Consider the following 16,906-nt stretch of genomic DNA (forward strand, 5'->3'; position numbering starts at 1 on the left):
GGCCAAAATATGGGCCTTGAGGAGTGGCTTTCTGCTTTCCCATAACAAGGATGGCATGATGGCACTGACCCTTATTATCTTGGGTGGTCTTCTTTCGATTGCGTATGGCTTCTGGGCCATCAGCGACGTGATGAAGCGGGACGCCGGTTCTCAGCGTATGCAGGAAATCGCGGGGGCGATTGCCGAAGGCGCAAAAGCTTATCTTCGCAGGCAATATTTCACGATCGCGATCGTCGGCATCGTCCTGTTCGTGATCATCGCCTACTTGCTCGGCATTCGGGTCGCCATCGGCTTCGCCATCGGTGCCATTCTTTCCGCTGCGGCAGGATTCATCGGCATGAACGTATCGGTTCGCGCCAATGTTCGTACGGCCCAAGCTGCAACCCAGTCCCTGGGCGCCGGTCTCGACGTTGCCTTCAAGTCGGGTGCCGTGACCGGTATGTTGGTGGCGGGCCTCGCCCTTCTCGGCGTCGCAGTCTATTACGGCTACCTCACTCGCGTTGCAGGCTTGGCTCCGTCCGACCGCGTGGTCATCGACAGCCTTGTGGCCCTCGGCTTCGGAGCCTCGCTGATCTCGATCTTCGCCCGTCTCGGCGGCGGCATCTTCACCAAGGGTGCCGACGTCGGCGGCGATCTCGTCGGCAAGGTCGAGGCCGGCATTCCCGAGGACGACCCGCGCAATCCAGCGACCATCGCCGATAACGTGGGCGATAATGTCGGCGACTGCGCCGGCATGGCGGCCGACCTGTTCGAGACCTACGCGGTGACCGTGGTCGCCACCATGGTTCTCGCGGCCATCTTCTTCGCCGGCCAGGCAACGCTCGACACCATGCTGTTGTATCCGCTCGCCATCGGCGCTGCCTGTATCGTCACCTCGATCATCGGCACCTTCTTCGTGAAGCTCGGGCAGAACGAGTCCATCATGGGCGCTCTCTACAAGGGGCTCATCGTGACCGGGGTTCTGTCGGCGGCGGCGATTGCCGCGGTCACTTGGCAGATGATCGGCTTTGGCCCGGTCGCCGGGGCCGATTTCACGGGTCAAGCCCTGTTCTGGTGCGCCATCGTGGGGCTGGCCGTGACGGCGCTCATCGTGGTCATCACCGAGTACTACACCGGCGTCGGCTTCCGTCCAGTGCGCTCTATCGCCCAGTCTTCCGTGACTGGCCATGGGACGAACGTGATCCAGGGCCTTGCGGTCTCGCTGGAGGCGACTGCGCTGCCGACCATCGTCATCATCGCGGGCATCATCGTGGCCTTCAAGCTTGCGGGTCTGTTCGGTATTGCGATTGCCGTGACGGCCATGCTGGCTCTTGCCGGCATGATCGTTGCCCTGGATGCCTTCGGCCCCGTGACCGACAATGCCGGCGGTATTGCCGAAATGGCTGGTCTGCCGAAGGAGGTCCGCAAGTCGACGGACGCTCTCGACGCGGTCGGCAACACCACGAAGGCAGTGACGAAGGGCTATGCCATCGGCTCCGCAGGCCTCGGCGCCCTGGTGCTGTTCGCGGCCTATACGTCGGATCTGAACTATTTCACCCAGAACGCGGCGCAGTACCCGTACTTCCAGGGCGTGGCGCCGAACTTCTCCTTGACCAATCCCTATGTTGTGGTCGGTCTCCTGTTCGGTGGTCTCATCCCGTTCCTTTTCGGCGGCATCGCCATGACGGCGGTAGGCCGGGCGGCGGGAGCGGTGGTGGAGGAGGTGCGTCGTCAGTTCCGCGAGAAGCCGGGCATCATGGCCGGCACCGACCGCCCCGATTACGGGCGTGCGGTCGACATGCTCACCCGTGCCGCGATCAAGGAAATGATCGTGCCTTCGCTCCTGCCGGTGCTGGCGCCGATCGTGACCTACTTCGTCGTCTACTGGGTAGCCGGCAAGTCCGAGGCCTTCTCGGCCGTGGGCGCCATGCTGCTTGGCGTGATCGTGACGGGCTTGTTCGTCGCCATTTCGATGACCTCGGGCGGCGGCGCCTGGGACAACGCCAAGAAATCCTTCGAGGACGGCTTCACGGATGCCTCGGGCACGACCCATCACAAGGGCTCTGAAGCCCACAAGGCTTCCGTCACGGGCGATACCGTCGGAGACCCCTACAAGGATACGGCAGGACCTGCTGTGAACCCGGCTATCAAGATCACCAACATCATCGCCCTGCTGCTCCTCGCGATCCTCGCCCACTCCTAAGAGCGGCACTGCCAAACAGCATGAGACCCGCGGCGAAAGCCGCGGGTTTCGCTTTTGCAAGCGCCTCAAAGCAAAATGGCCGGGACAATGCCCGGCCATCCTGAATTCTCGTGCTGATCTTGGATCAGCTGAACGGGTTGAAGCTGGTCACGCCCTTGAAGATCTGGCCGATGAAGCTGGCCTCTTCGCCGCCGGCCGGGGTGGTACGGCTGATGAAGTCGAAGACCTTGCCGTCCTGGAGGCCATAAAGGGCGATGCGCTCGACCCGCAGGCCCTGGTCGAAATAGACGGCGGTCACCTGCTGGTCCACCACCTGCTCGCCCATGAACTGCAGCGTACGGCGGGATTTCTGGCTGATGTAGTACCAGTTGCGGTTGCCGACCGTGGACACGGTCGAAGGTGTTCCGAGGGTCTGAAGGACCTGGTCGGCGCTCATGCCCTTTTTCACCTGAGCGATGGCGCGCTCATCCGCGACGTAGCCGCGTTGGAACTCGTCGCCCATCGTGCAGGCGGCTACGGACGAAGCGAGAACGGTTGCAGTAGCCAGGCGCATCAAAAGGGTATGATATCGACGCATCGTACGGTTCTTCCAGAAATGGGGCGCGGATAAGCTTGCGCCTACGGATGGTGATGGCGTAACCCGAGGCTACGATTTTGACAAGCTTGGAAGGGCAGAGCCGTGATCTTCAGTCTCTTCCGCAAGGACCCCCGGCGCACCACCATCGCATCCCTCTACAAGAGAATCGCGACGGCATCGCGCATGCCCGGGCTCTATGCGGCACTTGGCATTCCGGACACTCTGGAAGGGCGGTTCGAGGCCCTGTCGCTGCATATGGTTCTGGCCCTGCGTGCCCTGCGTGAGTTCCCGGATCCCGCCGATGAGGTCGCCAAAGACCTGACCGATGCCTTCTTCCGGGATATGGATGCCTCATTAAGAGAAATGGGCGTCGGCGATACCGTCGTGCCGAAGCGGATGAAGAAGGTCGCCGAATCCTTTTATGGGCGGGCGCATGCCTATGATGCGCCCCTCAACGGCGCCGACGAGGCAGGTCTGGCGCTGGCCCTCGGCCGCAACGTCTACGGCAGCGAGGCACCGGCCACCCCCTGGCGCGTTATGCTCTCGCAGCCGATCGGGGATTCAAGACGGTGGATCTGGATACACTTCTGGAAACAGGGCCTGTTTTCCCTGCGCCCGAGACCTTTGCTTAAGGAGGCAATCTGATGACACCCGAAACCGTGGGACCTTTGTCGCGGCTCGTCGACATCATGAGGATCCCGCCCCGTGGGCAAGAGGTCCATGTGGAGGCGACGGCCGAGGAATGCGCCGCCCTGGCCCGGGATTTCGGCTTGCCAGGGATCCAGGCACTTTCTGGCGACTACCACTTGCAAGCCTCCGCCAAGGGCATCCATGTGACAGGAGCGGTCAAGGCCTCGATCACACAGATCTGCGTGACCACCCTCGAACCCTTCGATTCCATGATCGAGGAAGAGGTCGAGGTGGATTTCGCGGAGCCTTCAGGCATGCCGGCGGAGCCGCCGACCGACATCCATGAATATGAGCCGCCGGATGAGATCGTGAATGGTCAGATCGACTTGGGCGCGCTCACGGCCGAATTTCTCGTACTCGGGCTCGATCCCTATCCGCGCAAACCCGGTGTCGACTTCACTTATCGGGATCCTGCGGACGAGAAGGATTCGCCATTCGCAGCATTGAACAAGCTGAAGGGGAGCAAGTAGGGGACTGGCGGCAGCGATCCTTACGGCATATCTCCACCATATGTCCGGCTGATCTCAGGACCACAGAATTCAGTTGCGGAGCGACCGCAAACCGCTATTTTCCGCCCCCTGTTGAATGACTTAAAAGAAAGAACAATCGTTTATGCCGAAGCCGGTGCGTATTTCGCTTGATGCGATGGGGGGCGATCACGGTCCGTCCGTCGTGATCCCGGGCGCAGCCTTGGCCTTGGAGCGGCACCCCGATCTCCGCTTCCTGATGTTCGGCAATGAAACGATTGTTGCGCCTCTCCTGAACGCTCATCCCAAGCTGAAGGAAGCCACCGAGCTGCGCCATACGGACATCGCCATCGCCATGGACGAAAAGCCCAGCCAGGCCATCCGGATGGGGCGGGGCAAATCCTCCATGTGGCGGGCCGTCCAGGCCGTCCGCGATGGCGAGGCTGACGCGGCCGTCTCAGCCGGCAACACTGGGGCCCTGATGGCGACCGCCAAGGTCTGCCTCAAGACGATGGCGCATATCGAACGCCCGGCGATCGCATGCATGTGGCCGACAATGCGGGGCGAGAGCATCGTGCTCGATGTCGGTGCGACCATCGGCGCGGATGCGAGCCATCTGGTGGATATGGCAATCATGGGCGCTGCCATGGCGCGCATCGTGTTCGACCTGGATCGCCCGACCGTGGGGCTTCTCAATGTCGGCACAGAGGAAATCAAGGGAATCGAGGCGGTCAAGGAAGCCAACCGAATCCTGAAGGAATCCAACCTTCCGCACTTGGATTATCGCGGGTTCGTGGAGGGTGACGATCTCGGCAAAGGCACCGTCGATGTGGTCGTGACCGAAGGATTCACGGGCAATATCGCCCTGAAGACCGCGGAGGGAACGGCCAAGCAGATCGCCCAGTACCTGCGCTCGGCCATGAGCCGTACCTTGATGGCGAAAATCGGCTACCTGTTCGCGAAACAGGCCTTTAACGCTCTCCGGGACAAGATGGACCCGCGCAAGGTCAACGGCGGCGTCTTCCTGGGCCTCGAAGGGGTGGTCGTCAAAAGCCACGGCGGCACGGACGATCTCGGCTTCGCAAGCGCCATCGACGTCGCTTACGACATGGCGCATTTTGAATTGATGAACACGATCCGGAGCATGTTGGACCATGATCCGGTGGGCCAAACGGCCTGAGGAAGGCGCATCTTGAAACGCACCCGTTCCGTCGTACGCGGCATCGGCTCCTATCTGCCGAGGCGCAAGCTGACAAACCAGGACCTCGAGAAGTTCGTGGAAACCTCGCACGAGTGGATCGTGCAGCGGACCGGCATCGAGGAGCGCCACATCGCCGACGATGACGAAACCACGTCCGTTCTCGGGATCAAGGCAGCGGAAGCGGCCCTGGCGGACGCCGGGCTCACGGCCGACGACATCGATCTGGTCATCTGTGCCACCTCGACGCCCGATTATACGTTCCCATCGACGGCCACGATGATCCAGACCGGCCTCGGCATGACCCATGGGGCAGCCTTCGACCTCCAGGCCGTTTGCACGGGCTTCGTCTATGCCGTGGCTACGGCGGACAAGTTCCTGCAGTCCGGCTCACACAAGCGAGCCCTTGTGGTCGGTGCCGAGACCTTTTCCCGCATCCTCGATTGGAATGACCGCACCACCTGCGTGCTGTTCGGCGACGGGGCAGGAGCCATCGTCCTCGAGGCCCAGGAAGGGGAGGGCACGTCCGCCGACCGTGGCGTCCTGACGTCCCACCTCCGTTCAGATGGGCGCTACCGCGACAAACTTTACGTCGACGGCGGCCCGGGCTCGACGAAAACAACCGGCGTTCTGAAGATGGAGGGCCGCGAGGTCTTCAAATTCGCCGTCGGCATGGTGGCGGACGTCGTGCAGGATGCCTTCAAGGCGACCGGCACGAGCGCCGAGGAGCTGAAGTGGTTCGTGCCGCACCAGGCCAACAAGCGCATCATCACGGCGAGCGCGGACAAGCTGGGTATCGCGCCGGAGAAAGTCGTCATTACCGTCAACAAGCACGGCAATACCTCGGCTGCTTCGATTCCCCTCGCTTTGGACGCTGCCCGAAGGGATGGGCGGATCAGGGACGGGGATCTCGTCATGATCGAGGCCATCGGTGGCGGCTTTACGTGGGGAAGCGCCCTGATCCGCTGGTAGCTCCGAAGGACTTCGACTCTGGTGGTATCCCGTATTTCTACCTTGGCGGTTGACCATAGGGAGCCATCTGCATAGCGTCGTCGGGGACGACAAGACCAACGAACTCATTCGCGCTGGGGAGCTCAATGGCTGGCAAGACGATAACGAGAGCGGATCTGAGCGAGGCCGTCTATCAGAAGGTGGGTCTCTCGCGGACCGAATCGGCTGAACTGGTGGAGCGGGTCCTGGGCGAAATCTGCGACAGCCTGGCCGCCGGGGAGACCGTGAAGCTCTCATCCTTCGGATCGTTCATCGTGCGCAGCAAGGGAGAGCGTGTCGGCCGTAATCCCAAGACCGGTGTCGAGGTTCCAATCGATCCCCGCCGGGTCATGGTGTTCAAGCCTTCAAACGTCTTGAAGGCGCATATCAACGGTGAGACCTTCGAAGGCGAGGATTGATCCGGCTATGGCGAGCGGCGTCATGGACAAAAGCCCCGACGCATTCCGCACGATCAGCGAGGTCGCTGAAGACCTCGATGTCCCCCAGCATGTGCTGCGCTTCTGGGAAACCCGCTTCAACCATATCAAGCCGCTCAAGCGTGGCGGTGGGCGGCGCTATTACCGTCCTGACGACGTCGATCTGCTCAAGGGCATACGCCAGCTTCTCTACGGCGAAGGCTATACGATCAAAGGCGTTCAGCGGATCCTGAAAGAGGAAGGGGTTCGCTTCGTCCAGGGCATCGGGCGCGGAGAGCAGAGCGTCACGACGCTTCATCCCGAGGCGGCACAAGCAGGCGTCGGGGAGATTGAGCTTCCTAACGGAAGTCACCTTTACGAGGAAGAGGATGCAGCCTGCTCCCCTCTTCAGCAGGGTTTGTCTCCGGAGGCACTTCATGGGCTTCAGGCTGCCCTCGAGGAGCTCTATGAGTGTGACCGGGTGCTGTCCTCCCTGAAGAGTTCGGGTGAGGTCCCGGCGGGTGAGTGATGTCTCGTATGATAGGGGCCTCGGCCGTGGTCCGAAATGCCTTATCGCCTCTGCAATTCCGTTTTTTGCAAGCTTTCCAAAATGAGCACATTCAACGCTTGACAGGGGTCGGGGTGGCCCTTAAACCGCACCCACACCGCTTCGGCGGTCCGATGCGCGGGCGTAGCTCAGTCGGTTAGAGTGCCGGCCTGTCACGCCGGAGGTCGCGGGTTCGAGCCCCGTCGCCCGCGCCACTTTCCTTCCTCAAAATCGGTTCGATACCAGTCCGAATGGATGAATTCCGGGCGTGATGCGACATTCCGATAGTCGTGCTCGTGTATCGAAAGCGGCACTTTTCCTGCAGAACTGCATTCTCTCCAAGGTTCTGAGGCGTTTGGCGAAGCTGGGCGTTACCGGCGCGTGAGTATGGGGCCGTTGCCTATGTTGACGTCCAGATCGTTCACGAGCTTCTCCAACTGGGTGGCTCAGGTTGCAGGTCGTCCTGTCACGTTCGGAATCTGCCTCGTCGTGAACACAGGAACGATCATCGTAACCTTCCCGATGGTGTTTCTGATTCAGAACACCCAGAATCGCGACGACGCCGCCATTCAGGCCAAGCTTGACGAGTTGATCCGGGTTAGCGCCATCCAGAACGTGTTCATTGGCATCGAACATTTGACCCAGGTGGCGCTCAACGAGATTCGGGTCAGGTGCGAGGCTAAGGCCAAGGCGGAAATCGCCGCGGGGCAAGCCGAGGCTGCAGCCAGCCGAAAGGCGGCGAAAGCAGCCGAAATGGCGACATCCTAGTTTGGAATGGTTCTTTTTGCGGCAGTGCAAACACTTGTCAGGGAAGGGGAACTCAGCTAAGCCTCCCGCGCAATCAGCGCGTTGTCGCAGGGGCTTTTATCGGGCCTTTCTGGGGCTTAAATGCGTTTCAGATTGCCGGCTTTCGGCCGCGCTCCGTTCGTTCTAGGTGTCGTATGACGAATCTCCTCGCCGACTACCTGCCTCTCGTAATCTTCATCGGCGTGTCGCTCCTGATCGGGGTGGCGCTGCTCGTGGCGCCTTTCATCGTCGCCTACAGCCGTCCCGATACCGAGAAGCTGTCCGCCTACGAGTGTGGTTTCAATGCCTTCGACGATGCCCGCATGAAGTTCGACGTGCGGTTCTACCTCGTCGCCATCCTTTTCATCATCTTCGACCTGGAAGTGGCATTCCTGTTCCCCTGGGCCATCACGTTCGGGAACCTGGGCTGGTTCGGCTTCATCTCCATGATGATCTTCCTCGGTGTCCTGACGGTCGGATTCATTTACGAGTGGAAGAAGGGGGCCCTTGAATGGGATTGATCTCCGATAACCAGTCGACCCTGGTCGCTCCCGCGCCGCGCGGCATCGTCGACCCGAATACCGGCAAGCCGGTTGGATCGACGGACCCATACTTCGTCTCCATCAACGAGGAGCTGTCCGACAAGGGCTTTCTCGTCACCTCGACCGAGGATCTCATCACCTGGGCGCGCACCGGTTCGCTCATGTGGATGACCTTCGGCCTGGCGTGCTGCGCCGTCGAGATGATGCAGATGTCCATGCCGCGGTATGATGTCGAGCGCTTCGGCTTCGCCCCGCGCGCCTCGCCGCGCCAGTCCGACGTGATGATCGTGGCCGGTACGCTCACCAACAAGATGGCTCCCGCCCTCCGCAAGGTCTATGATCAGATGCCGGAGCCGCGCTACGTCATCTCCATGGGCTCCTGTGCCAATGGCGGCGGCTACTATCATTACTCCTATGCCGTGGTTCGTGGCTGCGACCGCATCGTGCCGGTCGACATCTACGTTCCGGGCTGCCCGCCGACGGCTGAGGCGCTCCTGTACGGGGTGCTGCTTCTGCAGAAGAAGATCCGCCGGACCGGCACCATCGAGCGCTGAGCAAAGGTCATTGCATGAGTGCTGATCTCCAAGCCCTGAGCGATTATATCGCCTCATCCCTCGGTGAGACGATCGAGAACCGGGCCATAGCTTTCGACGAGTTGACGATCGTCGTCCGCCGCGAGGACATCGTGCGGGCGGCGACATTCCTGCGGGACGACCCGCAGTGCCGCTTCGTCTGCTTCATCGATATCTGCGGCGCCGATTATCCGGCCCGCGAAAAGCGCTTTGACGTGGTCTATCACTTCCTGGCTCCTCACCATAACCGCCGCATCCGCGTGAAGGTGGAAACCGACGAGGTGACGCCTGTTCCGTCTCTGGTTGGGGTCTGGCCGGCGGCGAACTGGTTCGAGCGCGAGGCCTACGACCTCTACGGCATCCTGTTCTCCGGTCATCCCGACCTCCGCCGCATCCTCACCGATTATGGCTTCGAGGGGCATCCCCTGCGTAAGGATTTCCCGATGACGGGCTATGTCGAGGTCCGCTACGACGATGGTCAGGGTCGCGTGGTCTACGAGCCGGTGAAGCTCAGTCAGGAATTCCGCAACTTCGACTTCCTCTCTCCATGGGAAGGCACGGACTACGTGCTCCCGGGGGACGAGAAGGCCAAGGCTTAAGAGGAGCGGAAAGGGCGACCCATGGGCGAGCATAATATCCGCAACTTCACAATCAATTTCGGCCCGCAGCACCCGGCTGCGCACGGCGTTCTACGCCTCGTTCTGGAGCTGGACGGTGAGGTGGTCGAACGCGTCGATCCGCATATCGGCCTGCTGCACCGGGGCACCGAGAAGCTGATCGAGTACAAGACCTACGTTCAGGCCAATCCCTATTTCGACCGATTGGACTATGTCGCGCCGCTGAATCAGGAACATGCCTACTGCATGGCGGTCGAGAAGCTTCTTGGCATCGAGGTTCCGCGCCGTGCCGAGCTGATCCGGGTCCTTTACTCCGAGATCGGGCGCCTTCTCTCCCACCTTCTCAATGTGACCACGCAGGCCATGGACGTCGGCGCTCTCACGCCCCCACTTTGGGGCTTCGAGGAGCGCGAGAAGCTCATGATCTTCTACGAGCGGATTTCCGGCTCGCGTATGCATGCCAATTACTTCCGTCCCGGCGGCGTGAACATGGACATCCAGCCGGAGCTGATCGACGATATCGAGGCATTCTGCGACCCGTTTCTGCAGGTTCTAGACGACCTCGACACCCTTGTTATCGGCAACCGCATCTTCAAGCAGCGCAACGTCGACATCGGCATTCTCACCCTAGACGATTGCTGGAGGTGGGGCTTCTCCGGGGCTATCGTCCGCAGCTGCGGCGTCGCCTGGGATCTGCGCAAAGCTCAGCCGTATTCGCTCTACGAGGAGATGGAATTCGACATCCCCGTCGGCAAGAACGGTGACAATTACGACCGCCAAGTCATCCGCATGGAGGAGATGCGCCAGAGCGTGCGGATCATGCGCCAGTGCCTGAACAAACTACGGGCGCCGGATGGGCAGGGTCCGGTGACGACGCTAGACGGCAAGGTTGCTCCGCCTTCGCGCAAGGATATGAAGCGCTCCATGGAAGCGCTGATCCATCACTTTAAGCTCTACACGGAAGGCTTCCACGTCCCCGCGGGCGAGGTCTATGTGGCCGTCGAGGCTCCGAAAGGCGAGTTCGGCGTGTACCTCGTGTCAGACGGTACCAACAAGCCTTACCGCTGCAAGGTCCGTGCTCCGGGCTTCGCCCACCTTCAGGGAATGGATTTCATGTGCCGCGGCCACATGCTGGCCGACGTCGCAGGTGTCCTGGGCTCCATCGACATCGTGTTCGGCGAGGTCGACCGCTAACAAAAACCGCCCCGGTTCCGGGACGGATATCCACGCTGTTTGAAGCGTGCTGGACAAGTTCAAGTCGCGAGTGGCCGGGCCTCATGCCCGGCCATGGCGATGAGGAGAAGAGTGTATGGCCGTTCGTAAGCTCGCGCCTGAAAACATGCAGCCCGAGAGCTTCGTTCTCTCCACCGAGACCGAGGCTTTCGCGGACAAGGAAATCGCCAAATATCCGCCGGGCCGGCAGGCTTCGGCCGTGATCGCTCTTCTGGGCAAGGCTCAGGAGCAGGCGGGCGGCTGGCTGCCGCGCAAGGCCATCGAGGCGGTGGCTGCCAGACTTGACATGCCAGTGATCCGCGTAATGGAGGTGGCGACCTTCTACACGATGTTCAACCTGGAGCCGGTCGGAAAGTATTTCATCCAGTTCTGCGGCACGACGCCCTGCGTCCTGCGCGGGGCCGGGGACATCAAGAAGGTGCTGGAGCGCCGTATTGGCGATCAGAACCATGTGACGGCGGATGGGAACTTCTCCTGGCTCGAGGTCGAGTGTCTGGGCGCCTGCTCCAATGCGCCGATGGTGCAGATCAACGACGACTATTACGAGGACCTAACGACCGAGAACTTCGAGAAGCTTCTCGACGATCTCGCCGCCGGTCACCCCGTGAAGGTGGGCTCGCAGATTGGCCGCAATCGATCGGAGCCCTTTGAGGCGGTGAACACCCTTCAGGATCCGACTCTCTACGACGGCTCTCTCGTCGGGGCCTGGCGCAAGCGCTTCGAGGAGCAGGCAAAGGCGGCCGAGACGGCCGAACCCGCAGCTGCCATGGCTTCGATTCCTCAGGAGGTGAAGGCCGCCAAGCCGACCGCCGGACGTCCGATCGAGAGCGACGCAGCCGATACGCCGGCCAAGCGCGCGAAGGAAGGCGAAACACCGATCAATCCAGCTGACCAAAAGGAAGCCGCTGATCCGTCGAAAGCCACCAAAGGGCAATCGTACACCGAAGCCGAGCCGAGACCTGCTCCGCAGAGCGGCAAGTCTTACGTTGCGTCGCCGACGAAAGACGGCGAAGCCGTACCGAGCAGCCCGACGACGCCGGTTGCCGGTACGCCGCCTGCACAAGCCGAGACCCGCCGCGACGGTAGCGAGAGCAAACCGGACGTCATCGTCGATAAAGACAACAAGTCGTCCTGATGGAGTGATCGGGAATGCTTCAGGACAAAGATCGTATCTTCACCAACCTCTACGGCTTTCATTCGCCGGACCTTAACGCCGCGAAGATGCGCGGCGCCTGGGACGGAACGAAGTTCCTCCTAGAGCAGGGGCGCGACTGGATCATCAACGAGATGAAGGCGTCCGGCTTGCGCGGCCGCGGCGGTGCAGGCTTTCCCACGGGCCTGAAATGGTCCTTCATGCCCAAGCAGTCGGATGGCCGGCCGCACTACCTGGTCGTGAACGCGGACGAGTCGGAGCCGGGCACCTGTAAGGACCGTGAGATCATGCGGAACGATCCGCATCTTCTCGTGGAGGGCTGCCTCATTGCGTCCTTCGCCATGGGGGCTCACGCGGCATACATCTACATCCGCGGCGAGTACGTGGCTGAGCGCCACGCGCTTCAGCGCGCGGTGGAAGAGGCCTACGAGGCCAAGCTCATCGGCAAGGACAACATCCACGGCTATCCCTTTGACCTCTACGTCCACCACGGCGCAGGTGCTTACATCTGTGGCGAGGAGACGGCTCTCATCGAGAGCATGGAAGGCAAGAAGGGCATGCCGCGTCTGAAGCCGCCGTTCCCGGCCAATATGGGCCTGTACGGTTGTCCGACCACGGTGAACAACGTCGAGTCGATTGCAGTTGCCGGCACGATCCTGCGCCGCGGCGCCTCCTGGTTCTCCAGCATCGGCCGCCCGAACAACGTCGGCACCAAACTCTTCTGCGTGTCGGGCCACGTCAACAAACCCTGCAACGTGGAAGAGGCGATGGGTCTCACCTTCCGGGAACTGATTGATCGCCATTGCGGCGGCATCCGCGGCGGCTGGGACAACCTGCTCGGCGTCATCCCGGGCGGTTCGTCCGTGCCGATCGTTCCGGCCGAGCAGATCGCCGACGCCTACATGGATTTCGACACCCTGCGGAATCTCAAGTCCGGCCTCGGCACAGCCGCCGTGATCGTGATGGACAAGTCCACAGACATCGTTCGCGCGATTGCCCGCATCTCGTACTTCTACAAGCATGAGAGCTGCGGCCAGTGCACCCCATGCCGTGAAGGGACGGGGTGGATGTGGCGTGTGCTCACCCGCATGGCCGAAGGCCGCGCTCAGAAGCGCGAGATCGATATGCTGCTCGAGGTTTCGACTCAGATCGAGGGCCACACCATCTGCGCGCTCGGCGACGCGGCGGCTTGGCCGGTTCAGGGTCTGATCCGCCACTTCCGTCACGAGATCGAGAAGCGGATCGACGATTACGCGGCAAACCCGCATTCTGAATCCGTCCTGATTGCGGCGGAGTGAGATTGAAGATGGCGAAAATCATCGTTGATGGCGTCGAGGTCGACGTTCCCGCGGAATACACGCTGCTCCAGGCCGCCGAGGCGGCGGGAGCGGAGATCCCGCGTTTCTGCTACCATGAGCGGCTCTCGATCGCCGGCAATTGCCGCATGTGCCTCGTGGAGGTAAAGGGCGCGCCGAAGCCGGTCGCATCCTGCGCCTGGGGCGTGCGCGACTGCCGTCCCGGCCCGAACGGCGAGCCGCCGGAGATCTCCACGAAGTCGCCGACGGTGAAGAAGGCGCGCGAAGGAGTGATGGAATTCCTCCTCATCAACCACCCGCTCGATTGCCCGATTTGCGACCAGGGCGGCCAATGCGACCTGCAGGATCAGGCCATGGCCTATGGCGTCGACACCAGCCGCTACCACGAGAACAAGCGCGCGGTGACCGACAAGTATCTCGGCCCGCTCGTGCGCACCTCCATGAACCGGTGCATCCACTGCACCCGCTGCGTGCGCTTCTCCGCCGAGGTGGCCGGCGTGCCGGATCTCGGCGCCCTCTGGCGCGGCGAGGACATGGAGATCACGAGCTATCTCGAGCGAGCCCTCGGCTCGGAGCTGCAGGCCAACGTGGCGGATCTCTGCCCGGTCGGCGCGCTCACCCATAAGCCGGAATCCTTCCACTATCGTCCCTGGGAGCTCACCAAGAGCGATTCCGTCGACGTGATGGATGCGGTCGGCTCCTCGATCCGCGTCGATTCCCGTGGCCGCGAGGTCATGCGGATCCTGCCGCGCGTGAACGAGGCGGTGAACGAGGAGTGGATCACCGACAAGACCCGCCAAATCGTGGACGGCCTGCGCCTCCAGCGCCTCGACCGCCCCTTCGTGCGTGAAAACGGGCGCCTGCGTCCTGCTTCCTGGCAGGAAGCCTTCGCCACCATCGCCAGCCGCGTGAAGGGCACTGATCCGAAGCGCATCGGCGCCATCGTGGGCGATCTTGCCGCTGTCGAGGAGATGTATGCCCTGAAGCTCCTCATGGAGAGCCTCGGCGTTACCAACATCGACGCCCGCCAGGATGGAACTGTGCTGTCGCCGGTCTATGGCCGTGGCTCCTATCTCTTCAACACCACCATTGCCGGCATCGAGGACGCGGACGCGATCCTGATCGTGGGTTCGAACCCGCGCATCGAGGCTTCGCTGGTCAATGTGCGTATCCGTAAGCGCTGGCGTATGGCTCCGCCGCCGATTGGCATGATCGGTGAGCACGCGAACCTGACCTATCCCTACGATTACCTCGGCGCCGGTCCAGAGACGCTGGCCGAGCTTGCTGCGGGCCGTCACAGCTTCATTGATAAGCTTCGTGGTGCCGAGCGTCCGCTGATCATCGTGGGGCAGGGCGCTCTCTCCCGTCCGGATGGTCTCGCCGTTCTCTCGGCTGCCGCGCAGCTTGCCCGCGATGTGGGCGCCGTCAAGGACGGCTGGAGCGGCTTCTCGGTCCTGCACACCGCAGCTTCCCGCGTCGGTGCGTTCGATCTCGGACTCGTGCCGGGCGAGTGGGGCCTGAACGCTCAGACGATGGCGCAGGGTAACGTGGACGTGCTGTTCAACCTCGGCGCGGATGAGATCGACATCGCTCCCGGCGCCTTCGTGATCTATCAGGGAACCCATGGCGACCGTGGCGCTCACCGCGCTGACGTGATCCTGCCGGCCGCGACCTACACGGAAAAGTCCGGTACTTACGTGAACACGGAAGGACGGGTGCAGCTCGCCAATCGTGCGGCCTTCGCTCCGGGCGAGGCTCGCGAAGACTGGGCCATCCTGCGCGCGCTCTCCGACGTTCTGGGTCACCGACTGCCGTTCGACTCGCTCAATGCCCTGCGGGCGAAGCTCTATGCGCATTACCCGCACTTCGCAGCCATCGACACGGTCCAGCCGGCCGATGGGTTTGCGGCCGTCCAGGCGCTTGCCGGCATCGGCGGCACGCCTGGCCGCGAGCCGTTCGTGAGCCCGGTGAAGGACTTCTATCTGACGAACCCGATTGCCCGCGCCTCCGGCGTCATGGCCGAGTGCTCTGCGCTCGCCCGTGAGCTGAAGCTCGAGGCGGCTGAGTAAGAGGAACGGATCATGGAATTTGGAGACATCCTCCTCGCGGTCGCGATCATGCTGGGCAAGAGCCTGCTCATGCTGGTGGCGCTTCTCATCTTCATTGCCTACGCGCTCTATGCCGACCGCAAGGTCTGGGCGGCGGTTCAGCTGCGACGCGGCCCGAACGTGGTCGGTCCCTGGGGGCTGCTCCAGTCCTTTGCCGACCTGCTCAAGTTCGTACTGAAGGAGCCGGTCATTCCGGCTCCGGCCAACAAGGGCATGTTCCTGCTGGCCCCGCTGGTGATGTGTACTCTGTCGCTCGCAGCCTGGGCGGTCATTCCGCTGAATGCCGGCTGGGCCATCGCCGACATCAACGTGGGCATTCTCTACATCTTCGCGATCTCGTCGCTCGGCGTTTACGGCGTCATCATGGGTGGCTGGGCCTCGAACTCGAAGTATCCATTCCTCGGTGCACTTCGCTCCGCGGCCCAGATGGTATCCTACGAGGTCTCGATCGGCTTTGTCATCGTGACCGTGCTCATGTGTGCTGGAACGCTGAACCTGTCGCAGATCGTGGAATCGCAGAACACCCGCCTCGGCATCCTGGGCTGGTACTGGCTGCCGCTCTTCCCGATGTTCGTGGTGTTCTTCATCTCGGCCATGGCCGAGACGAACCGCCCGCCCTTCGACCTGCCCGAGGCGGAATCGGAGCTGGTCGCCGGGTACATGGTGGAATATTCTTCCACGCCGTACCTCCTCTTCATGCTCGGCGAGTACGTGGCCATCATGACCATGTGCGCCCTTGGAACGATCCTGTTCCTCGGTGGCTGGCTGTCGCCGATCCCGTTCGCACCCTTCACCTGGGTGCCGGGCGTGATCTGGTTCGTACTGAAGGCGAGCTTCCTCTTCATCCTCATCGCCATGGTGAAAGCCCTGGTGCCACGCTACCGCTACGATCAGCTTATGCGCCTCGGCTGGAAGGTCTTCCTTCCGCTCTCCCTGGCCATGGTCATCATCGTGGCAACTGTCCTGATGGCGACCGGCAATGCGCCGGGCGTCCGCTAAAGGAGATCGGCCATGCAGCTCGACCGCATTGCCCAATCCCTCCTGCTGAAGGAGTTCATCTCGGGCTTCATCCTGACGGTGAAATACTTCTTCAAGCCGAAGGCGACCCTCAACTACCCCTTCGAAATGGGCCATCGCGGGCCTCGCTTCCGCGGTGAGCACGCCCTGCGTCGCTATCCCAACGGGGAAGAGCGCTGCATTGCCTGCAAACTCTGCGAGGCCATCTGCCCTGCCCAGGCCATTACCATCGAAGCCGGTCCGCGTCGCAACGACGGTACCCGCCGCACGACGCGCTATGACATCGACATGGTGAAGTGCATCTATTGCGGCATGTGCCAGGAGGCGTGCCCGGTGGACGCCATCGTGGAAGGCCCGAACTTCGAGTTCTCCGTGGAAACCCGCGAGGAACTCTATTACGACAAGGCCAAGCTTCTCGATAATGGGGAGCGTTGGGAGCGGGAAATCGCGCGCAACCTCGCGAAGACCGCGCCTTACCGATAAGAGAGCTTTCTG

At 62.1% G+C, this 16,906-nt stretch carries 17 protein-coding genes, 1 tRNA gene and 1 pseudogene; 18 read left to right on the plus strand and 1 reads right to left on the minus strand.

Annotation, left to right across the window (positions count from 1 at the left end):
* Nucleotides 1-55 precede the first annotated feature (55 nt).
* Entirely contained in the window at nucleotides 56-2,182 is a 2,127-nt protein-coding gene (locus tag ACD578_RS08345; protein ID WP_152709261.1) for a sodium-translocating pyrophosphatase, read from the plus strand.
* Between the two features lie 124 nt (nucleotides 2,183-2,306).
* On the opposite strand, the gene ACD578_RS08350 is transcribed toward ACD578_RS08345, so the two are convergent.
* The gene (locus ACD578_RS08350; RefSeq protein ID WP_152709263.1) at nucleotides 2,307-2,759 is read right to left on the minus strand and encodes an outer membrane protein assembly factor BamE; all 453 of its coding nucleotides are present in this window, start codon (nucleotides 2,757-2,759) and stop codon (nucleotides 2,307-2,309) included.
* A gap of 102 nt (nucleotides 2,760-2,861) precedes the next feature.
* Here ACD578_RS08350 and ACD578_RS08355 point away from each other — a divergent pair.
* From ACD578_RS08355 to nuoI, 17 genes and pseudogenes are all read left to right on the plus strand, one after another.
* Nucleotides 2,862-3,391: pseudogene (locus tag ACD578_RS08355) on the plus strand (ubiquinol-cytochrome C chaperone family protein).
* 12 nt (nucleotides 3,392-3,403) lie between these two features.
* Nucleotides 3,404-3,919 carry a YceD family protein gene (locus ACD578_RS08360; protein WP_404292253.1) on the plus strand — a complete coding sequence of 172 codons (516 nt, stop codon included), beginning with the start codon at nucleotides 3,404-3,406 and terminating at the stop codon, nucleotides 3,917-3,919.
* A 142-nt stretch (nucleotides 3,920-4,061) separates the two neighbouring features.
* A complete protein-coding gene (plsX, locus tag ACD578_RS08365) occupies nucleotides 4,062-5,096 on the plus strand; it encodes a phosphate acyltransferase PlsX (RefSeq protein WP_404292255.1) in 1,035 nt (344 codons plus the stop codon).
* A 12-nt stretch (nucleotides 5,097-5,108) separates the two neighbouring features.
* Nucleotides 5,109-6,086 (plus strand): beta-ketoacyl-ACP synthase III, encoded by a 978-nt coding sequence (locus ACD578_RS08370; protein WP_152709272.1) that lies wholly within the window; start codon nucleotides 5,109-5,111, stop codon nucleotides 6,084-6,086.
* Between the two features lie 125 nt (nucleotides 6,087-6,211).
* Nucleotides 6,212-6,523 (plus strand): integration host factor subunit alpha, encoded by a 312-nt coding sequence (locus ACD578_RS08375; RefSeq protein ID WP_152709275.1) that lies wholly within the window; start codon nucleotides 6,212-6,214, stop codon nucleotides 6,521-6,523.
* 22 nt (nucleotides 6,524-6,545) lie between these two features.
* Nucleotides 6,546-7,049, plus strand: coding sequence for a MerR family transcriptional regulator (locus ACD578_RS08380; protein WP_404292257.1), 504 nt, complete (start codon nucleotides 6,546-6,548; stop codon nucleotides 7,047-7,049).
* Nucleotides 7,050-7,205: 156 nt separating this feature from the next.
* A tRNA-Asp gene (locus ACD578_RS08385) sits at nucleotides 7,206-7,282 on the plus strand.
* A 187-nt stretch (nucleotides 7,283-7,469) separates the two neighbouring features.
* Entirely contained in the window at nucleotides 7,470-7,835 is a 366-nt protein-coding gene (locus ACD578_RS08390; RefSeq protein ID WP_404292259.1) for a low affinity iron permease family protein, read from the plus strand.
* A gap of 173 nt (nucleotides 7,836-8,008) precedes the next feature.
* Nucleotides 8,009-8,374 carry an NADH-quinone oxidoreductase subunit A gene (locus ACD578_RS08395; RefSeq protein WP_036351452.1) on the plus strand — a complete coding sequence of 122 codons (366 nt, stop codon included), beginning with the start codon at nucleotides 8,009-8,011 and terminating at the stop codon, nucleotides 8,372-8,374.
* Entirely contained in the window at nucleotides 8,365-8,949 is a 585-nt protein-coding gene (locus tag ACD578_RS08400; protein WP_404292260.1) for a NuoB/complex I 20 kDa subunit family protein, read from the plus strand. The genes ACD578_RS08395 and ACD578_RS08400 overlap by 10 nt, the downstream gene beginning before the upstream one ends.
* Nucleotides 8,950-8,963: 14 nt before the next feature.
* Complete coding sequence (locus ACD578_RS08405) at nucleotides 8,964-9,566, plus strand: NADH-quinone oxidoreductase subunit C (RefSeq protein WP_404292261.1); 603 nt, start codon at nucleotides 8,964-8,966, stop codon at nucleotides 9,564-9,566.
* 21 nt (nucleotides 9,567-9,587) lie between these two features.
* Nucleotides 9,588-10,778: an NADH-quinone oxidoreductase subunit D gene (locus tag ACD578_RS08410; RefSeq protein WP_404292263.1), complete on the plus strand. Its 1,191-nt coding sequence runs from the start codon at nucleotides 9,588-9,590 to the stop codon at nucleotides 10,776-10,778.
* Between the two features lie 115 nt (nucleotides 10,779-10,893).
* Nucleotides 10,894-11,952 carry an NADH-quinone oxidoreductase subunit NuoE gene (gene nuoE, locus ACD578_RS08415; RefSeq protein WP_404292264.1) on the plus strand — a complete coding sequence of 353 codons (1,059 nt, stop codon included), beginning with the start codon at nucleotides 10,894-10,896 and terminating at the stop codon, nucleotides 11,950-11,952.
* A 14-nt stretch (nucleotides 11,953-11,966) separates the two neighbouring features.
* A complete protein-coding gene (gene nuoF, locus ACD578_RS08420) occupies nucleotides 11,967-13,268 on the plus strand; it encodes an NADH-quinone oxidoreductase subunit NuoF (protein WP_404292266.1) in 1,302 nt (433 codons plus the stop codon).
* An 8-nt stretch (nucleotides 13,269-13,276) separates the two neighbouring features.
* Nucleotides 13,277-15,355 carry an NADH-quinone oxidoreductase subunit NuoG gene (gene nuoG / locus ACD578_RS08425; RefSeq protein WP_404292267.1) on the plus strand — a complete coding sequence of 693 codons (2,079 nt, stop codon included), beginning with the start codon at nucleotides 13,277-13,279 and terminating at the stop codon, nucleotides 15,353-15,355.
* A 12-nt stretch (nucleotides 15,356-15,367) separates the two neighbouring features.
* Nucleotides 15,368-16,393, plus strand: a complete 1,026-nt coding sequence (nuoH, locus tag ACD578_RS08430; protein WP_152709298.1) for an NADH-quinone oxidoreductase subunit NuoH — start codon at nucleotides 15,368-15,370, stop codon at nucleotides 16,391-16,393.
* Between the two features lie 12 nt (nucleotides 16,394-16,405).
* Complete coding sequence (nuoI, locus tag ACD578_RS08435) at nucleotides 16,406-16,894, plus strand: NADH-quinone oxidoreductase subunit NuoI (RefSeq protein ID WP_404292269.1); 489 nt, start codon at nucleotides 16,406-16,408, stop codon at nucleotides 16,892-16,894.
* Nucleotides 16,895-16,906: the final 12 nt, after the last annotated feature.

The organism is Microvirga sp. RSM25, assembly GCF_044784385.1.
Taxonomy (GTDB): domain Bacteria; phylum Pseudomonadota; class Alphaproteobacteria; order Rhizobiales; family Beijerinckiaceae; genus Microvirga; species Microvirga tunisiensis.